We start from the raw sequence: 16,371 nt of genomic DNA, 5'->3' as shown, positions 1-16,371 counted from the left end.
AGGAGATTGACGATGCGTCGCTTGACCACTCTCGCTGCCGCCGCGGCCCTCGCCGCCGCCTCGATCGCCACGCCTGCCTTCGCTGCGCCCGCACCGAAGAGCGGCTACTACGTGATCCGCTGGGACAACACCGGCATCTGCCAGATCTGGAACACCGAGTTGCAGTCGAAGCCGGTGGAATGGCCGTCGACCTACAAGATCGTCTCCAAGCCGGTGCCGACCTTCGTCGAGGCCACCAACATCCAGCTCAAGCTGCGCGACGAGCGCCGCTGCTTCCTGTAAGCCGCCTCCCCCCTGGCCTCATGGTTCGAGACGCGCCGCAAGCGGCGCTCCTCACCATGAGGGTCTGATATCGGCCTGCTGCCAAGGCCTCGTCCTGAGGAGCACGCCGCAGGCGTGCGTCTCGAAGGACGGCGACGCGGCAGTGTGCATCCCCGCGGCGTCAGGCGGCGGCGACCCGGCTCGCCGGCATCGCGACGAAGCCGGGTAGTTCCGTGATCCGCCCCAGCCAGGCGGTCACATTCGGATAGGGTGTGAGCGAGACGCCGCCTTCCGGCGCATGCGCGGTGTAGCTGTAGAGCGCGATATCGGCGATGGTCGGCGCATCACCGGCGAGCCAGGGCCGGCGGCCGAGCTCCTGCTCCATGACAGCGAACAGGCCGTTGGCAAGCTGGTGCGCGCTTTCCATGTCGGTCGGCGCGCCGAACAGGGTCGCGATCCGCGCCGCCGCGGCGCCGAAGGCGAGCGGTCCCGCCGCCGCCGACAGCCAGCGCTGCACCTGCGCCTGCACGAGCGGATCGCGCGGCAGCCAGCGGCCGGAGGCGTCGTAGCGGTTCGCGAGATAGACCAGGATCGCGTTGGAATCGGGGATCACGGCGTCGCCGTCGACCAGCACCGGCACCTGCCCGAACGCATTGAGCGCGAGATAATCCGGCCGCTTGTGCGCGCCGCCCTTGAGGTCGACATCGACATAGTCGCAGTCGAGCCCGAGCAGATGCAGCATCAGCTTGGCGCGATGCGAGTGGCCGGAGAGGGTGAATTGATACAGACGACGTTGCGACATGCTGGGCTCCCTGTGTTGCGCCTGACCTAGACCACGGCCGCCGCGGCAACAATGCAGCGCTCTCGCAACAGCTTGTTGCGAGGCCAGCAATAATGCACAAGGCGCCATGGACCGCCTGCCCGACCAGCTTCAGCCCGGCCTGCGCCTCGTCTTCGCCGGCACCGCCGCGAGCGAGCGCTCGGCCGCGACCGGGCACTACTACGCGCATCCCGGCAACCGCTTCTGGCGCACGCTGCATGCGACAGGGCTCACGCCGCGGCTGTACCAGCCGGAGGAGTATCCCACGCTGCGTCAGCTCGGCATTGGCTTCACCGATCTCTGCAAGCAGGGCGCGGGCATGGACCATGTCGCGCTGAAGGCCGGCGTCGATGTCGCGGGCTTCACAGTGAAGATCAGGCAGTACCGGCCGGCGACGGTGGCCTTCACCAGCAAGAAGGCCGCGAGCCTGTTCTACGGCCGGCCGACCGGCGCGATCGCGCTGGGGCGGCAGCTGGAGCAGGAGGATTTTCCGACCGTGTTCGTGCTGTCTTCGCCGTCGGGAGCCGCGTCGGGTGCGTGGACGCTGCAGCCATGGTTGGAGCTGGCGGAGCATGTGCTGAAGACGGCCTAACACGCGGCGCCAGTGATGATCGGTAGGGTGGACAAAGCAATCGCCCGCAGGGCGGTGGCGTGCCCACCATGCATCGGCGCACTCAGCAGCGCGACGGCGGGCACGGCGCGTGACGGAGCACAGCAGACAATGAGGGTCACGGGCGCGCCTTTGCCCACCCTAGCAGTGTGGACTGCATGCCCATCTTGCTCACAGGGCTGGTGAGACCGTGCCGTCTTCCCTTAGTCGAGAACATCTCCACGGCGCCGGTCTCTCCACTCCCCTCCCCCTTGCGGGGAGGGGTCGGGGGTGGGGGTCCCCACGAGAAGTCTGTCCGGTGATTTCAGATCACCTGGACCGGCCTGCCTCAAACGAAACTCATCGCCCGCGGACCCCCACCCCCCAACCCCTCCCCGCAAGGGGGAGGGGAGCTCACCGCCGACGCGGCAGGCACTCGGCCCTCTCAAGGCGTATTCGTCTTTGCCGAAAATATTTCTTGCTTATTTTCCGAAATCATGATTATCTCTCTCTCAACCCGCCTCATGCAGAGGGACGTACGCGTCGTCACGATACGTGGAGGTGGGCCGCGGTGGACGTGAGGGCTGCGCCGGACGAGCGCCGGTCGTCACGTACGGCGAAGTCGTGATGTCCTGATACCCCGATGCTGGTATCACGCGGGCGGCGATGCGAAGGCAGCGCGTCCGTCATGGTGGCCAACAAGCCCGGCGCACCAGGGAGACCACGTATAAGCCGTCAAACCATGCGCGCAGGGAAGGCCGGGATGTCCCAGCCGAGCCTGTGGTTCTGCCGCGTGCTTTTCTTGTTGCACGCGGACCATGGGAGCGGCGAGCTCCCGGTCTTCCCTGCCCCTCTCGGGTTTCGATGGGGCGCTCACAAACGCAGATCTCGCGCACAATGTGCGGCGAGAAAGTGGAGTCGTGAGCAGGAGATCGATGATGCGCCGCGCGGCCAACTCAGGAAACACTGTCATCGCCCGCGCAGGCAGGCGATCCAGTATTCCAGAGGCGGTTGTGATTGAGCCGATGAGCCGCGGCGTACTGGATCGCCCGGTCAAGCCGGGCGATGACAGCGGTTGTTAGTAGCGGCGGCGATGCTCTTTTTCCGGCACCGATCACCAATGACCTCCCTACCTGATCGTGATCGCGAGCCCCGACAGGTCGACATTCGCCAGCAGGCCGACCTGCTCGCCGGACAGCTCCAGCACCGCGCCCTTCTGGTTGGTCAGCACGATGCCGCGGACGCCGCGGCCGACGGCGAGGCCGGCGCCGGCGGCGCCGTAGACGCCCTCGACATCCGACGGGCGCCAGATGTTGCTGACGCGGCCGCGCAGCACCGTGCGGGAGCCGCCGAACACGAGGCCGTAGTCGATGCCGCCGGTCGAAAGCGGATAGGCGCGGCCGTGGAAGTTCAGCACGCCGCTGCCGCCGGAGCCGCCGATGATCCATCCCGCCTTGTAGATGGTCAGCGTGATGAAGCCGCCATCCGCATGCGCGGTGGCGGGAATGACGGCGCCGCAAGCGGCCGTCAGCGCCACCAGCAGACCGCGAAGCGAGGATGCAATTTTCATGAATGAAGTCTCCAGCGAAGTGAGCTTTGCAGCGTGATTATGAGATGCGCGAAGGTGCGGTATTTCGGTGGCCGCGCGCGGCGATCGCGCCCCACCAAGCGAATCGATCGGGCCGAATTTAGCCCTTTACGCGGCCATGCGCATGCGAGGCCGCAAGTGTGGTCGAAATGCCGCCCTCGCCGCAGCGATGCAGGATTGAACCGGTTCCATGACGAACGACACTGAAGGGGGTGTCCGGGCCAAGCGCCCGGCCCGGCTCCGGCAAGCCGCAGGCGCCGCCGGAGCCCCGCATTCACTTAGCCATTTGAGGAGCCTTCCTGATGACCCGCATTTCGCTGCTGTGTGCCACTGCCGCTATTGCCGGCGCCGCTCTCTCCGCTGCGACGCCTGCGAGCGCCGCGCCCTATCACCTGATCCGCTGGAGCGACACCGGCTTCTGCCAGGTGTGGGACAATGGCGTGCCGACCACGCCGTGGCCGGGCAACTATCAGAGCGTCAGCACCAAGGTGCCGACCGTGATCGAGGCGCTGGCGATGAAGGAGCATCTGCTCCGCCACGGCCACTGCAAGTTCTGACACAACGTTCCCGATCGATGCGGGACGGAGCGGCGTGGCCTGCTCCGTCCCGCGCCCCTTTTGCGCCGCGTTGTGGCGAAATGGGTCGAGACCCCAGCGAAACAATGGCACTTTCGGGGTATTTCGGGCCGGTTGGCTCGCTGCGCCCCCGTGTTAAGGCCCCGTTAACCTTGTCCGACCACGGTGATTTACGGGCTGGATGTTTAGTTGGTCTCGATGTTTTCGCGTCGTCTCGAGCGTCGGCGCGGGCGTTGATCGGGAGGAGTTATGTCGCAAGAGTTGTCAGCCGATACCGCAAGTCCCTCACTCGTACCCCTCGTCATGCCGCCGTCGCCATCGGCTGCGGAGGTTCTGCCGCTGTTGATCGGCACGCCCTTGTCGGAGATCGAGCGCGAGCTCATCGTCCAGACCTTGGCGCGCTGCAATGGCAATCGCACCCACGCCGCAAGGCTGCTCGGCATGCCCGTACGCACCCTGCGCAACAAGATCCGCAGCTACACGGCCGACGGCATCGCGGTGCCCGCCTATACGGCCTGATCCAACGGCGACCGCCCGATATCCCATCGTGTGGAACTCATCAGGATGCGTCGCCGATTGATGTTGATCAGTCGGCCTCGCAGCCCTCCTGCAATTGCTGCGATCATCACGGCTCTGTTAGGCTTTGCCGCGAATCAGAGCTTGGTAGCGGAGTTGCGGTAGTGGCAAGGAATCCGGCCGGACGCGGCCTGCAGGGCCCCGTGGGTCCACGTGGCCCGCAAGGGCAGCCCGGACGGCGCGGACCGGATGGTCAGCGCGGCAAGCCCGGCCCCGACGGCAAGCCGGGAGCTCAGGGCAAACCTGGTCCACAAGGCCCACGCGGCGAACAAGGTCCGCCGGGCAAGCCGGGTCCCGAAGGACCGCAAGGCCCCCGTGGAGACCAAGGCCCTCGCGGTGAACAGGGGCCGCCCGGCACCTTGCCGACGATCGATCAGCTGATGCCCTGGCTCGAGCAGATTTTCGCCGCCTATGACGACTACAAGCGCAACCGGGATCGCGAGGCGCATGAGCGCGACGCGCAGCTGATCGCCGTGCGCGACATCTTCGCTTCGACCGAGCACGACGAGGCGCTGGAAGAGGCGTTCGAGGACGACGATCCGCACGAGATCGACGTTCCCAAGAAGAAGAAAAAGAAGAAGGGCAAGAAAAACAAGAAGCACGGCAAGAAGGCCGCCGCGCGCGAGGATCAGGACGACGAGTTCTGAGGCGCTCGCCCTGCTGTGGCGCCCGCCGGCTCAGCGCGGTCCGAACCGCGCCGCCGACCGCTCCCGCGCCTTGGCCGCCTCGATTTCGCGGTCGCGCGGCGGAGCCTGGGTGTGCAGCGAGGTCAAGAGCCGCCGCGCCGCGCTGGCGACGTCCTCGACCGCGGTTGCGAAGGCGGCCTCGTTGGCCTGCGACGGCGTGTTGAAGCCTGAGAGCTTGCGCACGAACTGCAGCGCCGAGGCCTGGATTTCAGCCTCCGTGGCCGGTGGCTCGAAATTGAACAGCGTCTTGATGTTGCGGCACATGGCGGGTGGATTCCGGTGCTGAACGACGTCGAGGACCGTGCTATCATGCCCCCGAGGCGGCCGGAAGAGTCGCACAGGATCAGGGGGAATGTATGGTTCGATCGCTTGCCGCCGTCTTTGCCGTCGTCATCGTCTTTTGCGCGCCGGCCCGCGCCGCCGACTATCCCGCCCCGAAGCAGGGCGACGTCGTCATCAAGGATTTCAAGTTTCACACCGGCGAGACGCTGCCGGAGCTGAAACTGCACTACACGACCGTCGGCGAGCCCACGGGGCAGCCCGTGCTGGTGCTGCACGGCACCGGCGGCTCCGGGGCCAGCATGCTGGGGCAGACCTTCGCCGGCGAATTGTTCGGCAAGGACCAGCCGCTCGACGCGAGCAAATACTACATCATCATCCCCGACAGCATCGGCCACGGAAAATCGTCGAAGCCGTCGGATGGGATGAAGACCAAATTCCCGGCCTATAACTATGCCGACATGGTCGATGCCCAGCACCGGCTGCTGACCGAGGGGCTCGGCATCAAGCATGTCAGGATGATCATCGGCAATTCGATGGGCGGCATGCACAGCTGGGTGTGGGCGACGCGCTATCCGGAGTTCATGGACATCGCCGTGCCGATGGCCTCGCAGCCGACGGAGATGGCGGCGCGCAACTGGATGCTGCGGCGGATCATGCTGGAGACGATCCGCAACGATCCCGACTACAATGGCGGCAACTACACGACCCAGCCGCGGATGATGAAATACGCCGTCACGGCCTATGGCACCGCGACCGCCGGCGGCACGATCGCCTATCAGGTGGCAGCGCCCACGGCGGCCAAGGCCGACAAGCTGGTCGAGGAGCGCCTCGGCACGCCCATTCCCACCGATGCGAACGACTTCCTCTATCAGTGGGGCTCGTCGCAGGACTACAATCCGTCGGCCGATCTCGACAAGATCAAGGCGACCGTGCTGCTGATCAACTCGGCCGATGACGAACGCAATCCGCCGGAGACCGGCGTTACCGCGGACGCCATGAAACGCGTCGCCAACGGCAAGGTACTGCTGATCCCGGCGTCGGCGGAGACCCGCGGCCATCTCACCACCGGCTTTGCCAAATTCTACGTCGAGGCGCTGCGCGAGTTGCTCGCGACGGCGCCGCAGCGCGGCATGTAGCGGGGGAAGGAGCCTCGAATGCGCGGAATCGTTCTGGCCGTTCTGATGCTCGGGGCGCTCGCCTCCGCGCCCGTCGCGCTCGCCGTCGACAACGGTCAGTTCGAGAACGTGCCCCCGGACATCCGCGCCTGGTTCAAGAGCGTGATCGCGCCCAACGGCGTCCCTTGCTGCGATGTCTCCGACGGCCACCGGACCACCTACGACGTCCGCGACGGCACCTATTGGGTGCCGATCGAGGGCCGCTGGATGGCCGTGCCCGAGCGCGCCATCATCCGCGACCGCGGCAATCCGATCGGCGAGGCGGTGGTGTGGTACGTCCACCATCGCGGCGACATCATCATCAGCTGCTTCGTTCCGGCGGATGCCGTGTGACATGAACGCAGCGAGGTCAGCGCTTGGGACAGCGAGATGACGGAGGCACCGCGCGACGATCGGCGCCGCGCCGTGATGCGCTGGCTCATGGCGGCATTCTACGCGGCGGCCGGCATCGCGCATCTGGCGATCCCCGAGCCGTTCCTGCGGATCACGCCGTCCTTCGTGCCGTTCGCCCCGCAGGTCATTCTGCTCACGGGCCTCTGCGAACTCGCGGGCGCGGCCGCGCTGGTGACGACACCGATGCGGCGCTGGGCGGGGATCGGACTCGCGGCTTACGCGATCTGCGTGTGGCCCGCGAACTTCAAGCATGCGTTCGAGGCGATCGACCTGCCGTTGCTCGGCAGCAGCTGGCTCTATCACGGCCCGCGGCTGGCGTTCCAGCCCGTGCTGGTGTGGTGGGCGCTGTACAGCGCCGGCATCATCGATTGGCCCTGGCGCCGTCCACCTGATCACGTGAAATAATTCGAGGAGCCGAGCCGTGAGCGCCCCAGCCGATAACGATCTCGCAGCGATCTATCCGAAGCCTCATGAGCGCGTGCTCGCGAAGGTGCGCCCCGGGCTCGACGTCCACAGCCGGACGTTCATCGCGATGTCGCCGTTCTGCGTGATGGCCACCTCCGGCCTCGACGGCAGCGTCGATGCCTCGCCGCGCGGCGGTCATCCCGGCTTCGTCCAGATCGACGGCGACCAGCGCCTGCTGCTGCCGGACCGTCCCGGCAACAACCGCATCGACAGCCTGCGCAATTTGACGGAAGGCTCAGGCCAGGTGCAACTGATCTTCTTCGTGCCAGGCCTCAACGAGACCCTTCGCGTCGGCGGCACGGCCGCGCTGTCGACCGATCCCGATCTGCTGGCGCAGCTCGAAGAGTTCGGCAAGCCGCCACGCGCGGCGCTCGTGATCACCGTGCAAGAGGTCTACTTCCATTGCGGCAAGGCGATCATGCGCGCGAAGCTCTGGTCGCCGGATGCGAAGGTCCCGCGCTCGGCGATGCCGAGCATCAGCGACATCATCTATGATCAGACCAAGCTCGGCGCGCCGGAGGCTCAGGACGTGATCGATGCGCGTTGGCGCGAGCAGCTGTGAGTTCCGCTGCTGCTACTCATTTGCAGTCGCGATCAGTCAAGTAAACCACCGTGCTCACGCAGCTGTGCAGGTGCGGAGCGAGAGGAAGTTGGGTATGAAGCGCGTCATCGCATCAAGCTTCCTCATCACCATGACCGGGCGTTTTGTTCGATCGACTGCAGCGCCCCTCGCGCGCGCCCTCCTGGCGCTCGCGCTGTCGGCCATCGCGGGCGCGGCGGCGGCCGATGAGGAGCTGAAACTCACGCCGGAGCAGGCGCAGAATCTCGGCGTCCGTGTCACGCATCCGATCTCGAGCCGGCTCGACAAGACGCTTCCCTACCCCGCGCAGCTCGTCATTCCGACACCGCAGCTCTGGGTCGTCAGTGCGCCGGTGTCGGGCATGATCACCAATCTCGCCGTCGCCCGCGGCGATCGCGTGGCGGTCGGCCAGCCGCTGCTGACGATGGAAAGCCCGAGCTTCGTATCGCTGCAGCGGGACTATCTGCATGCGCTGGCGCAGGAGGTGCTCGCGGTTCAGCAACTCAAGCGCAACGCGGATCTATATGACGGCAAGGCCATCCCGCAGCGCGTTCTGGAGTCGAGTCAGGCCGAGGCACGACAGGCCAGCATCGTGGTCGCCGAGCGGCGGCAGATGCTGCATCTCAGCGGGCTGTCAGACGAGGCGATCTCGCGGCTGTCCAACGAGGCCGCGATCAGCACGACGCTCACCGTGACCGCGCCGCGCGCGGCGTCGGTTGTCGAGATCACGGTGTCGCCGGGCCAGCGCCTCGAGCAGGCCGCCTCGCTGGTGAAGCTCGCACGGCTGTCGCCGCTGTGGGCGGAGATCGCGATACCTGCCACCAGCATCGGCGCCATCAAGACCGGCGCCAGGGTCGACATCGACGGCTACCCGACGCCTGGTCAGGTGATCCTGGTGTCCGAGACGACGGACGCGGCGACGCAGACCATCCTGGTGCGCGCTGAAATTCCGAACAACGGCGAGCTGCATCCCGGCCAGATGGCGGCCGCGCGCATCGGCTTCATCTCTGCCGGCGAGAGCGCCTGGGAAATTCCCTATAGCGGTCTCGTCCGCCGCGGCGACCAGGCCTCGGTGTTCGTCGCCACGCAGGGCGGCTTCCGCCTCGTCGCGGTGACGCTGCTCGCCGAGGACCAGGATCACGTCGTCATCTCCGGGCCCATCACCGACAAGGACGACATCGCCACCGGCGGCATCTCCGCGCTGCGCGGCATTCTCGCGCGGCTGGGACAATGATGCTGGAGCGCCTGGTCGCTTTCGCGCTGTCGCAGCGGCTGTTCGTCCTGCTGAGCACACTGCTGGTGATCGGCGCGGGCGCCGTGGTGCTGCCGAGCCTTCCAATCGACGCCTTTCCCGACGTCTCGCCTGTGCAGGTGAAGATCATCATGAAGGCGCCCGGGCTCACGCCCGAAGAGGTCGAGCAGCGCATCACCGTGCCGATCGAACTGGAACTGCTCGGGCTGCCGAACAAGAAGATTTTGCGATCGGCGACGAAGTACGCTCTCGCCGACATCACCGTCGATTTCGAGGATGGCACCGATATCTATTGGGCACGCAATCAGGTCTCGGAGCGACTGTCGAATGTTTCGCGCGACTTCCCGGAAGGCGTGAGCGGCGGCCTCGCGCCGATCACGAGCCCGCTGGGCGAGATGTTCATGTTCACGATCGACAGTCCCGACCTGTCGCTTGCGGAGCGACGGACTCTGCTCGACTGGGTGATCAGGCCGGCGCTGCGCACCGTGCCGGGCGTGGCCGACGTCAATTCGCTCGGCGGCTATGTCCGCGCGTTCGAGATCGTGCCGCGCAATGATGCGCTGGCAGCGCGCGGCATCTCCTCGGAACTGTTCCGCAAGGCCATCGAAGCCAACAGCCGCAACGACGGCGCGGGACGCGTCAACCAGGGCGAGGACAGCGCGCTGGTCCGCATCGAAGGCAGCATCCGCGGCATCGACGACATCAAGGCCATCGTGGTCGACACACGCGACGGCATCCCGATCCGGGTCAGCGACGTCGCCCGCGTCAAGATCGGCGCCCTCACCCGCTATGGTGCGGTGACGATCGACGGCAAGGGCGAAACGGTCGAGGGGCTGGTGCTGGGCCTGCGCGGCGCCAATGCCGGACAACTGGTCCGCGATGTCCGCGCCCGGCTGGAGCAGCTGAAGCCCACGCTGCCCGCGAGCGTCAGCATCAACGTGTTCTACGACCGCAGCCGGCTGGTCAACCGCGCCGTCGGCACGGTCGTCCGGGCGCTCGCCGAGGCGACTGTGCTGGTCGTCGTGCTGCTGCTGCTGTTCCTCGGCAATTGGCGGGCGTCGCTGGTGATCGCGCTCAGCCTGCCGCTCGCGATCATGATCGCGCTGATCGTGATGTGGGCCGTCGGCATGTCCGCCAACCTGATGAGTCTCGGCGGTCTCGCGATCGCGATCGGCATGCTGATCGACGCGTTGGTCGTCGTGGTCGAGAACATCGTCGGCAATCTCGGCAAGCACGACCGCGCGAGCACGACGCCGCTCGTCCACATCGTCTACCGTTCCGTCTGCGAGGTCCTGCAGCCGGTCGCCTCCGGCGTCCTGATCATCATCATCGTCTTCGTCCCGCTGCTGACGCTGCAGGGGCTGGAGGGCAAGCTCTTCATCCCGGTCGCGCTCGCCATCATCTTCGCGCTCGCCGCGTCGCTGCTGCTCGCGCTGACGGTGCTTCCGGTCGCGACCTCCTTCGTCGTCACATCCGCGTCGCACGAGGATCCGTGGCTGATCCGGGCCGCGCAACGCATCTATGCGCCGGCATTGGAATGGGCGCTCCGCAACGAACGCAAGGTCATTGTTGCCGCGCTCGCCGCCCTCATCGCCGCCGGATACGGCTACGCTCAGCTCGGCAAGACCTTCATGCCGACGATGGACGAAGGCGACATCATCGTCAGCGTCGAAACGCTTCCGTCCGTCAATCTCGACGAATCGCTTGCCATCAACGCCCGACTGCAGACGGCCCTGATGAAGGTGCCAGATGTCGCCGGCATCATCGCGCGCACCGGCTCCGACGAACTCGGTCTCGATCCGATGGGACCGAACCAGACCGATACCTTTCTCGTGCTCAAGCCGGCGGAACAGAGGCAAAGCACGGATCGCGACGCGCTGCTGCACAAGCTGCGCGAGGTCCTGAGCGGCTTCCCCGGCGTCTCGCTCAGCTTCACGCAGCCGATCGACATGCGCGTGCAGGAAATGATCAGCGGCGTTCGCGGCGACGTCGCGGTCAAGATCTTCGGGCCTGATATCGGTAAGCTGAACGAGATCGCCGCAAAGCTCTCATCCATCCTGTCCGAGGTCGAGGGCTCGCAGGACGTCTACACGACGTTGAACGAGGGGGCGCAGTACTACACGATCGCCGTCAACCGGATGGAGGCTGGCCGCCTTGGACTGACGGTGGACTCCATCGCCGCCTCGCTGCGCACGCAGATCGAAGGCCGAACGATCGGCACCGCGCTCGAGGAGGGACGCCGGACGCCGATCCTGGTTCGTGGCGGCGAGATCACGCGGCAGGCGCCGACGATGCTGGCATCGCTCCCGCTGACGCTGGCATCGGGCCAGCATGTCGCGCTCTCTCAAGTGGCGCGCATCCAGCGGGTCGATGGCCCGGTGAAGATCGACCGCGAGGACGGCAACCGCATGAGCGTGGTGCGCAGCAATGTCCGGGGACGCGACATGGTCGGCTTCGTACAGGCCGCCCAGCAGAGGGTTGCAGCCGAACTGCCGCTGCCAGCGGGATATCGGCTGACCTGGGGCGGCCAGTTCGAGAATCAGCAACGCGCCGCCGCGCGGCTCGCGATCGTCGTGCCGGTCGCGATCGGTCTGATCTTCGTGCTGCTGTTCACGACGTTCGGCTCCGTGCGTCAGGCTCTGCTGGTGCTCGTCAACATCCCATTCGCCCTGATCGGCGGCGTCTTCGCGCTGGTGTCGACCGGCGAATATCTGTCGGTGCCTGCATCGGTCGGCTTCATCGCACTGCTCGGAATTGCCGTGTTGAACGGCGTGGTCCTGGTGTCCTATTTCAACCAGCTGCGCGCCCACGGGCTGTCGGAGCAGCGCATCGTGATCGACGGCGCGCGGCGCCGACTGCGGCCGGTGCTGATGACCGCGAGCATCACCGCGCTCGGCTTGATCCCGCTGCTGTTCGCATCCGGTCCGGGGTCGGAGGTGCAGCGTCCGCTCGCGATCGTGGTGATCGGCGGCTTGCTGTCGTCCACGCTGCTCACGCTGATCCTGCTGCCGATCCTGTACCGCCGCTACGGCGCAAGCGCCAAGGAGGCGACATGACCGGCCAAGCCGTCTGCCTCACGTTGATCGTGCCGCAGGGGCTTCGTGCGGAGGTGCTCGATCATCTCGCAGAGCAGACTGATCTGGTCACGGGCTTTACCGCGTCGGAGGCCGCCGGCCATGGCGCGCGCGCCCGGCTGCGCAGCCCCTCGGAACGAGTCCAGGGACATGCCAACGAGATTGTCGTGCAGATCGTACTTCAGGAGAAGGATCTCGAGCGGCTGCTGCAGCGGCTCGGAAGCGCGTTTGCGGGAACACAGCTGGTCTATTGGGCCGTGCCCGTCATCGCATTCGGCATCATCGACTGAGCGCCTGCAATGTCGCGGAGGCGGTCGATCCGGGGCAAGTTACGAAGCCCTGAACCGACCGTGTTCCGCAGGAGAGACGCCGTCTGGCCGTGACCGTCAGTGCTCGCTCTCGAGCCCGCCGACGTGCTTCTGGGTGTAGAGCTCGAGGCCGATGCGGTTGATGAGGTCGAGCTGAGTCTCGAGGAAATCGATGTGATGCTCCTCGTCCTTCATCAGCTGCTCGAACAGGTCGCGCGAGACGTAGTCCTTCACGCCATGGCAGTAGGTCGCAGCTTCCTGATACAGCGTCCGCGCGCCGATCTCGGCGGCGAGATCGCACTCGATGATCTCCTTGACGTTCTGGCCGATGCGCAAGGGATCGAGCACCTGCATGTTCGGGAATCCGTCGAGGAAAAGGATGCGGTCGGTGAACTTGTCGGCGTGCTCCATCTCCTCGATGGATTCCTTGCGCCAGACCTTCGCCATGTCGAGAAGGCCCCAGTTGTTCAGCAGGCGATAGTGCAGCCAATATTGGTTGATGGCAGTCAGTTCGCTGCGCAATCCCTTGTTGAGATATTCAATGACCTTGGGGTCGCCCTGCATAGATAAGCTCCGAAAAGTTTGAGGCCGCAGGCGCTCAATAACAGGTTCGAAGTGCGGAGACGACCCCCGTTCATGTGCATTTTTCGGGCGGAGAGCGACGCGCGGGAGGGCAGCGGCGGTCAGCAGGCGGCGAGGGCGAACCGGCTCTGGAGGTCGTCCTCGACGGCCTGCACCGGCGCTTGCGCATGCTGATGGGCATGCTGGCAGCCGCTCTGGCACGCACGCGCACAGGGACCCAGGGCTTCATCGATGATCGTCTTGATCGTACGCGCACAGCGTCCGCATTCCGCGCTGCAGCCAAGGCAGCCATAGACCTGCTTGGGGCTCCGCGGCAATTCGTCCGAGGAGGTCACAGCCTTGCGGATGTCGTGATCGCTGATGACGTTGCAGGAACAAACAATCATGAGAAACCGGCCAATCGTCGTTTGGTCCGCTATCGATAGTCATCCGCAGCTACCCGCGCAAAGGGAAAACCGCGCTTTTGAAGCTATTCCAATCTGTCGTGCAACCTAGAATGATTTCAGAGTAGGACGTTGCTGCAGATCAAAGTCGTCAGCAATTGAAGCTCGCGATCATCGGCGGTCTTAGTCGCCGCCTCCTCCGTCCCCGCCACCTCCATCGCTTCCTCCCCCATCGCCGCCGCTGTCCATCGGGTTGCCCATGGCGTCGACCGAGGTATTCGAAAACCAGCTGGCGAGGCTGAAGCCCTGGCCGGAGGTCGATGAGGTCGCCGTGTCGGAGGTCGCGGTGTCAGATGACCGGCGCCGGCGCGGTTGCTGGCGATCGGATCTGACCAGCAGTACCCAGCACAAGGCCGATGTCAGCCCAACGGCCACGGCGATAGCCATCGCCGGCGTCATGACTGGTCCGAGCCGCAGGAAAATTTTGTGCAATGCAGCATTTGAACGTATCCTGTCTATGGGTCGTCCAATGGGACGAGCCCGTTCATTGATCATTCAAGCGGGATGTGAAAACGTGCCGCATCACCCGATGCGCCATCTGCCGACCTGAAGTGAAAGAGGTAAGGTCATGAAGAAGACTCTCGCGGCCCTGGCCGCCGTCGCGACCCTGTCGAGCGCAGCGCTGGCGCCTGCTCCGGCCGAAGCGCGTAATGGTCGCGTTGCCGCCGGCGTGGCAGCGGGCCTGATCGGTGGTGCGCTCATTGGTGGTGCGATCGCCGCCGGCAGCAATCCCTATTACTACGGCCCCGGGTACTCCTACTCCCCTGGCTACTCCTACGGCCCGGGATACTCGTATTACGGAGGCGGCCCTGCCTATGTGGCCGATCCCGGCTACGCCTGCTACTGGCAACGCCAGCGCTTCTGGGATGGTTATGGCTGGCGCATCCGCCGCGTCCGCGTGTGCGAGTGATCGTTCACCAACATTAATTCCATGAAGCGGCGGCGGAAAACGCAAAATCCGCTGTCCGCAGGGCCAGAAAAAACCGTTTTTCCGTCGCATCAGGTCGGACAGAGTTTACGAAGGGTTGACGGATTATCGTGTTTTCTCAGCGATGCTGATGGCCCTGATCGTGCGTGAATCACCAACCCGGCGCTCCCCGAGGGCGCTCTCCAGGAGATCTTGGAACATGAAGAAGATCCTGACCGCGGTGCTCGCGGTTGCGACTATCGCAGGTTCGCTGAGCGTCACTGCACCGGCTGCGAAGGCCGGCGACGTCGGCGCGGGCGTTGCGGCTGGTCTGATCGGCGGCGCGCTGATCGGTGGCGCGATTGCCTCCAGCCGTCCGGCCTATGGCGGTCCGGTCTATGTCGAAGCCCCTCCGCCGGCCCCGCCGCCGTGCGTGTGGCGCCGTGAGCGCTATTGGGACGGCTACGGCTGGGTGTCGCGCCCGGTTCGCGTCTGCTACTGAGCCAGACGACGATTGCTCTTCGAAAAGCCCGGCCGCGAGGCCGGGCTTTTTGCTGCCGGACTCGCGCAAATCGTCGGCACGCTACCGCGCGGCCTCGATTGCCTGCAGGACCGATGCGCTCGGCCAGCAATCCAGCTTCAGGCCCGCCCTCTTCTGAAAGGCGCCCAGCGCGGCGCGTGTCTGCATGCCGGCCTTGCCGTCCAGCTTGTCGCCATAGAGGCCGAGCCGCGTCAGCCCCTTCTGCATCGCCTCGACATCCCTGCTGCGCAGCTGCTTCGAGGCCGCCCAGGGCGTCGCGAAGGCGGCGGGGCTGGTCATGCGATCGGCGAGGTGGCCGACGAACAGCACATACAAATCGGAGAAATTGTATTCCTTGATGACGAAGTAGTTCGCCGTCGTCAGGAACGCCGGGCCGTAGATGCCCTCAGGCTGCAGCAGCGAGGCAGGCTGCTGCTGCTCGGCCGCGCCGAGCCGCTGGCCTCGCACGGGAACGAAGCCCGCGCGCAGCCAATCCGCGATCGGCTTCTTCACCTCGGGCACGCCCATGGTGCAGTCGACATTGGCCGGCGGCTTGACCTCATAGGCCCAGCGCACGCCGCGTTGCCAGCCCTTGTTGGCGAGCTGCTGCGCGGCGGAGCCCAGCGCATCGGGAACCGACCGCCAGAGATCGACCTTGCCGTCGCCGTCGAGGTCGACGCCGTGCTTGTAGTACTCCGACGGCAAGAACTGGGTCAGGCCGACGGCACCGCCCCATGACGCTCTGAGATCGCGGCGCGACACCACGCCGTCGCTCAGCATCTTCAGCGCCATGATGAACTCGGTGCGGTACTGGTCCTTGCGGCGGCCGACATAGGCCTGCGTCGCCAGTACGCGCAGCGCGTCATAGGGCAGCGCGTAACGGCCGAAATCCGTCTCGCGGCCCCAGATCGCGAGCACGATCGGCCCGGGCACGCCAAAGCGGCGCTCGATCTCGGCGAGCACCGGACGATATTGCTGGATCAGTTGCTGGCCATGCGCGGCCAGCCGCGCGATCGAGGCTTCCTTGATGTAGTCGGCGGGGACCTGCACGAACTCGGCCTGCGCCGGCGCGCCGGTCGCGGGGCGGCCGGGCAGCAGCAGGTCGGGGAGCTTGTAGTCGGGCTCCAGCCCCTGCGTCTCGCGTTCGAACGTTGTCCGCGACACGCCCTGCTCCTTGGCCTCTGGCCAGAGCGAGGCGACGAATTGCGTGAAGGCGGGGTCGGCGGCGTACGCGACCGATAGGAACGGTGAAACTGCGAGCAGAAGCAAAGCCACGAGCGTGCGCAACAACACTG

21 protein-coding genes are annotated in these 16,371 nt (G+C 65.9%); 15 read left to right on the top strand and 6 right to left on the bottom strand.

The window, feature by feature from the left end:
* Positions 1-12 precede the first annotated feature (12 nt).
* Entirely contained in the window at positions 13-282 is a 270-nt protein-coding gene (locus ACQR1Y_RS05630; RefSeq protein ID WP_434862378.1) for a hypothetical protein, read from the top strand.
* Positions 283-442: 160 nt separating this feature from the next.
* Here ACQR1Y_RS05630 and ACQR1Y_RS05625 read toward each other — a convergent pair whose 3' ends face one another.
* Positions 443-1,063, bottom strand: coding sequence for a glutathione S-transferase family protein (locus tag ACQR1Y_RS05625; RefSeq protein ID WP_434879516.1), 621 nt, complete (start codon positions 1,061-1,063; stop codon positions 443-445).
* 106 nt (positions 1,064-1,169) lie between these two features.
* On the opposite strand from ACQR1Y_RS05625, the gene ACQR1Y_RS05620 reads away from it, so the two are divergent.
* The gene (locus ACQR1Y_RS05620; RefSeq protein ID WP_434879517.1) at positions 1,170-1,673 is read left to right on the top strand and encodes a mismatch-specific DNA-glycosylase; all 504 of its coding nucleotides are present in this window, start codon (positions 1,170-1,172) and stop codon (positions 1,671-1,673) included.
* Positions 1,674-2,799: 1,126 nt separating this feature from the next.
* On the opposite strand, the gene ACQR1Y_RS05615 is transcribed toward ACQR1Y_RS05620, so the two are convergent.
* On the bottom strand, positions 2,800-3,240 hold the full coding sequence (locus tag ACQR1Y_RS05615; RefSeq protein WP_434862375.1) for a hypothetical protein: 441 nt from the start codon (positions 3,238-3,240) through the stop codon (positions 2,800-2,802).
* A gap of 320 nt (positions 3,241-3,560) precedes the next feature.
* On the opposite strand from ACQR1Y_RS05615, the gene ACQR1Y_RS05610 reads away from it, so the two are divergent.
* The 3 genes from ACQR1Y_RS05610 (at position 3,561) to ACQR1Y_RS05600 (ending at position 5,056) form a co-directional block, all read left to right on the top strand.
* Positions 3,561-3,815, top strand: a complete 255-nt coding sequence (locus ACQR1Y_RS05610) for a hypothetical protein (RefSeq protein WP_434879518.1) — start codon at positions 3,561-3,563, stop codon at positions 3,813-3,815.
* A 267-nt stretch (positions 3,816-4,082) separates the two neighbouring features.
* A complete protein-coding gene (locus ACQR1Y_RS05605; protein ID WP_434862373.1) occupies positions 4,083-4,352 on the top strand; it encodes a helix-turn-helix domain-containing protein in 270 nt (89 codons plus the stop codon).
* A gap of 161 nt (positions 4,353-4,513) precedes the next feature.
* Positions 4,514-5,056: a collagen-like protein gene (locus tag ACQR1Y_RS05600; RefSeq protein WP_434879519.1), complete on the top strand. Its 543-nt coding sequence runs from the start codon at positions 4,514-4,516 to the stop codon at positions 5,054-5,056.
* 30 nt (positions 5,057-5,086) lie between these two features.
* On the opposite strand, the gene ACQR1Y_RS05595 is transcribed toward ACQR1Y_RS05600, so the two are convergent.
* Positions 5,087-5,359 carry a DUF2277 domain-containing protein gene (locus ACQR1Y_RS05595; protein WP_434879520.1) on the bottom strand — a complete coding sequence of 91 codons (273 nt, stop codon included), beginning with the start codon at positions 5,357-5,359 and terminating at the stop codon, positions 5,087-5,089.
* A 92-nt stretch (positions 5,360-5,451) separates the two neighbouring features.
* Here ACQR1Y_RS05595 and ACQR1Y_RS05590 point away from each other — a divergent pair, with 92 nt between their 5' ends.
* From ACQR1Y_RS05590 to ACQR1Y_RS05560, 7 genes are all read left to right on the top strand, one after another.
* A complete protein-coding gene (locus ACQR1Y_RS05590) occupies positions 5,452-6,513 on the top strand; it encodes an alpha/beta fold hydrolase (RefSeq protein ID WP_434879521.1) in 1,062 nt (353 codons plus the stop codon).
* An 18-nt stretch (positions 6,514-6,531) separates the two neighbouring features.
* A complete protein-coding gene (locus tag ACQR1Y_RS05585; protein WP_434862369.1) occupies positions 6,532-6,885 on the top strand; it encodes a hypothetical protein in 354 nt (117 codons plus the stop codon).
* 36 nt (positions 6,886-6,921) lie between these two features.
* The gene (locus ACQR1Y_RS05580) at positions 6,922-7,350 is read left to right on the top strand and encodes a DoxX family protein (RefSeq protein ID WP_434879522.1); all 429 of its coding nucleotides are present in this window, start codon (positions 6,922-6,924) and stop codon (positions 7,348-7,350) included.
* Positions 7,351-7,366: 16 nt separating this feature from the next.
* Positions 7,367-7,972, top strand: coding sequence for a pyridoxamine 5'-phosphate oxidase family protein (locus ACQR1Y_RS05575; RefSeq protein ID WP_434862367.1), 606 nt, complete (start codon positions 7,367-7,369; stop codon positions 7,970-7,972).
* 130 nt (positions 7,973-8,102) lie between these two features.
* On the top strand, positions 8,103-9,224 hold the full coding sequence (locus ACQR1Y_RS05570) for an efflux RND transporter periplasmic adaptor subunit (RefSeq protein WP_434879563.1): 1,122 nt from the start codon (positions 8,103-8,105) through the stop codon (positions 9,222-9,224).
* Positions 9,221-12,298 carry an efflux RND transporter permease subunit gene (locus ACQR1Y_RS05565; protein WP_434879523.1) on the top strand — a complete coding sequence of 1,026 codons (3,078 nt, stop codon included), beginning with the start codon at positions 9,221-9,223 and terminating at the stop codon, positions 12,296-12,298. The genes ACQR1Y_RS05570 and ACQR1Y_RS05565 overlap by 4 nt, the downstream gene beginning before the upstream one ends.
* Positions 12,295-12,606 (top strand): DUF3240 family protein, encoded by a 312-nt coding sequence (locus ACQR1Y_RS05560; RefSeq protein WP_434879524.1) that lies wholly within the window; start codon positions 12,295-12,297, stop codon positions 12,604-12,606. The genes ACQR1Y_RS05565 and ACQR1Y_RS05560 overlap by 4 nt, the downstream gene beginning before the upstream one ends.
* 96 nt (positions 12,607-12,702) lie before the next feature.
* Here the strand turns inward: ACQR1Y_RS05560 and bfr are convergent, their stop codons facing one another.
* Positions 12,703-13,188, bottom strand: coding sequence for a bacterioferritin (gene bfr / locus ACQR1Y_RS05555; RefSeq protein WP_315717837.1), 486 nt, complete (start codon positions 13,186-13,188; stop codon positions 12,703-12,705).
* Between the two features lie 119 nt (positions 13,189-13,307).
* Complete coding sequence (locus tag ACQR1Y_RS05550; protein WP_434862363.1) at positions 13,308-13,592, bottom strand: (2Fe-2S)-binding protein; 285 nt, start codon at positions 13,590-13,592, stop codon at positions 13,308-13,310.
* Positions 13,593-13,848: 256 nt separating this feature from the next.
* Here ACQR1Y_RS05550 and ACQR1Y_RS05545 point away from each other — a divergent pair, with 256 nt between their 5' ends.
* From ACQR1Y_RS05545 to ACQR1Y_RS05535, 3 genes are all read left to right on the top strand, one after another.
* Positions 13,849-14,199: a hypothetical protein gene (locus tag ACQR1Y_RS05545; RefSeq protein ID WP_434862362.1), complete on the top strand. Its 351-nt coding sequence runs from the start codon at positions 13,849-13,851 to the stop codon at positions 14,197-14,199.
* An 18-nt stretch (positions 14,200-14,217) separates the two neighbouring features.
* Positions 14,218-14,559, top strand: a complete 342-nt coding sequence (locus ACQR1Y_RS05540) for a hypothetical protein (protein WP_434862361.1) — start codon at positions 14,218-14,220, stop codon at positions 14,557-14,559.
* A gap of 217 nt (positions 14,560-14,776) precedes the next feature.
* Positions 14,777-15,058, top strand: a complete 282-nt coding sequence (locus ACQR1Y_RS05535) for a hypothetical protein (RefSeq protein ID WP_006615582.1) — start codon at positions 14,777-14,779, stop codon at positions 15,056-15,058.
* 81 nt (positions 15,059-15,139) lie between these two features.
* Here the strand turns inward: ACQR1Y_RS05535 and ACQR1Y_RS05530 are convergent, their stop codons facing one another.
* Entirely contained in the window at positions 15,140-16,363 is a 1,224-nt protein-coding gene (locus tag ACQR1Y_RS05530) for a lytic murein transglycosylase (RefSeq protein ID WP_434879564.1), read from the bottom strand.
* Positions 16,364-16,371 lie beyond the last annotated feature (8 nt).

Origin of the sequence: Bradyrhizobium sp. HKCCYLRH3099 (assembly GCF_051167855.1) — a bacterium.
GTDB lineage: Bacteria > Pseudomonadota > Alphaproteobacteria > Rhizobiales > Xanthobacteraceae > Bradyrhizobium.
The sequence above is the reverse complement of the archived record's forward strand: the minus strand, read 5'-3'. Positions and strand labels throughout refer to the sequence as shown.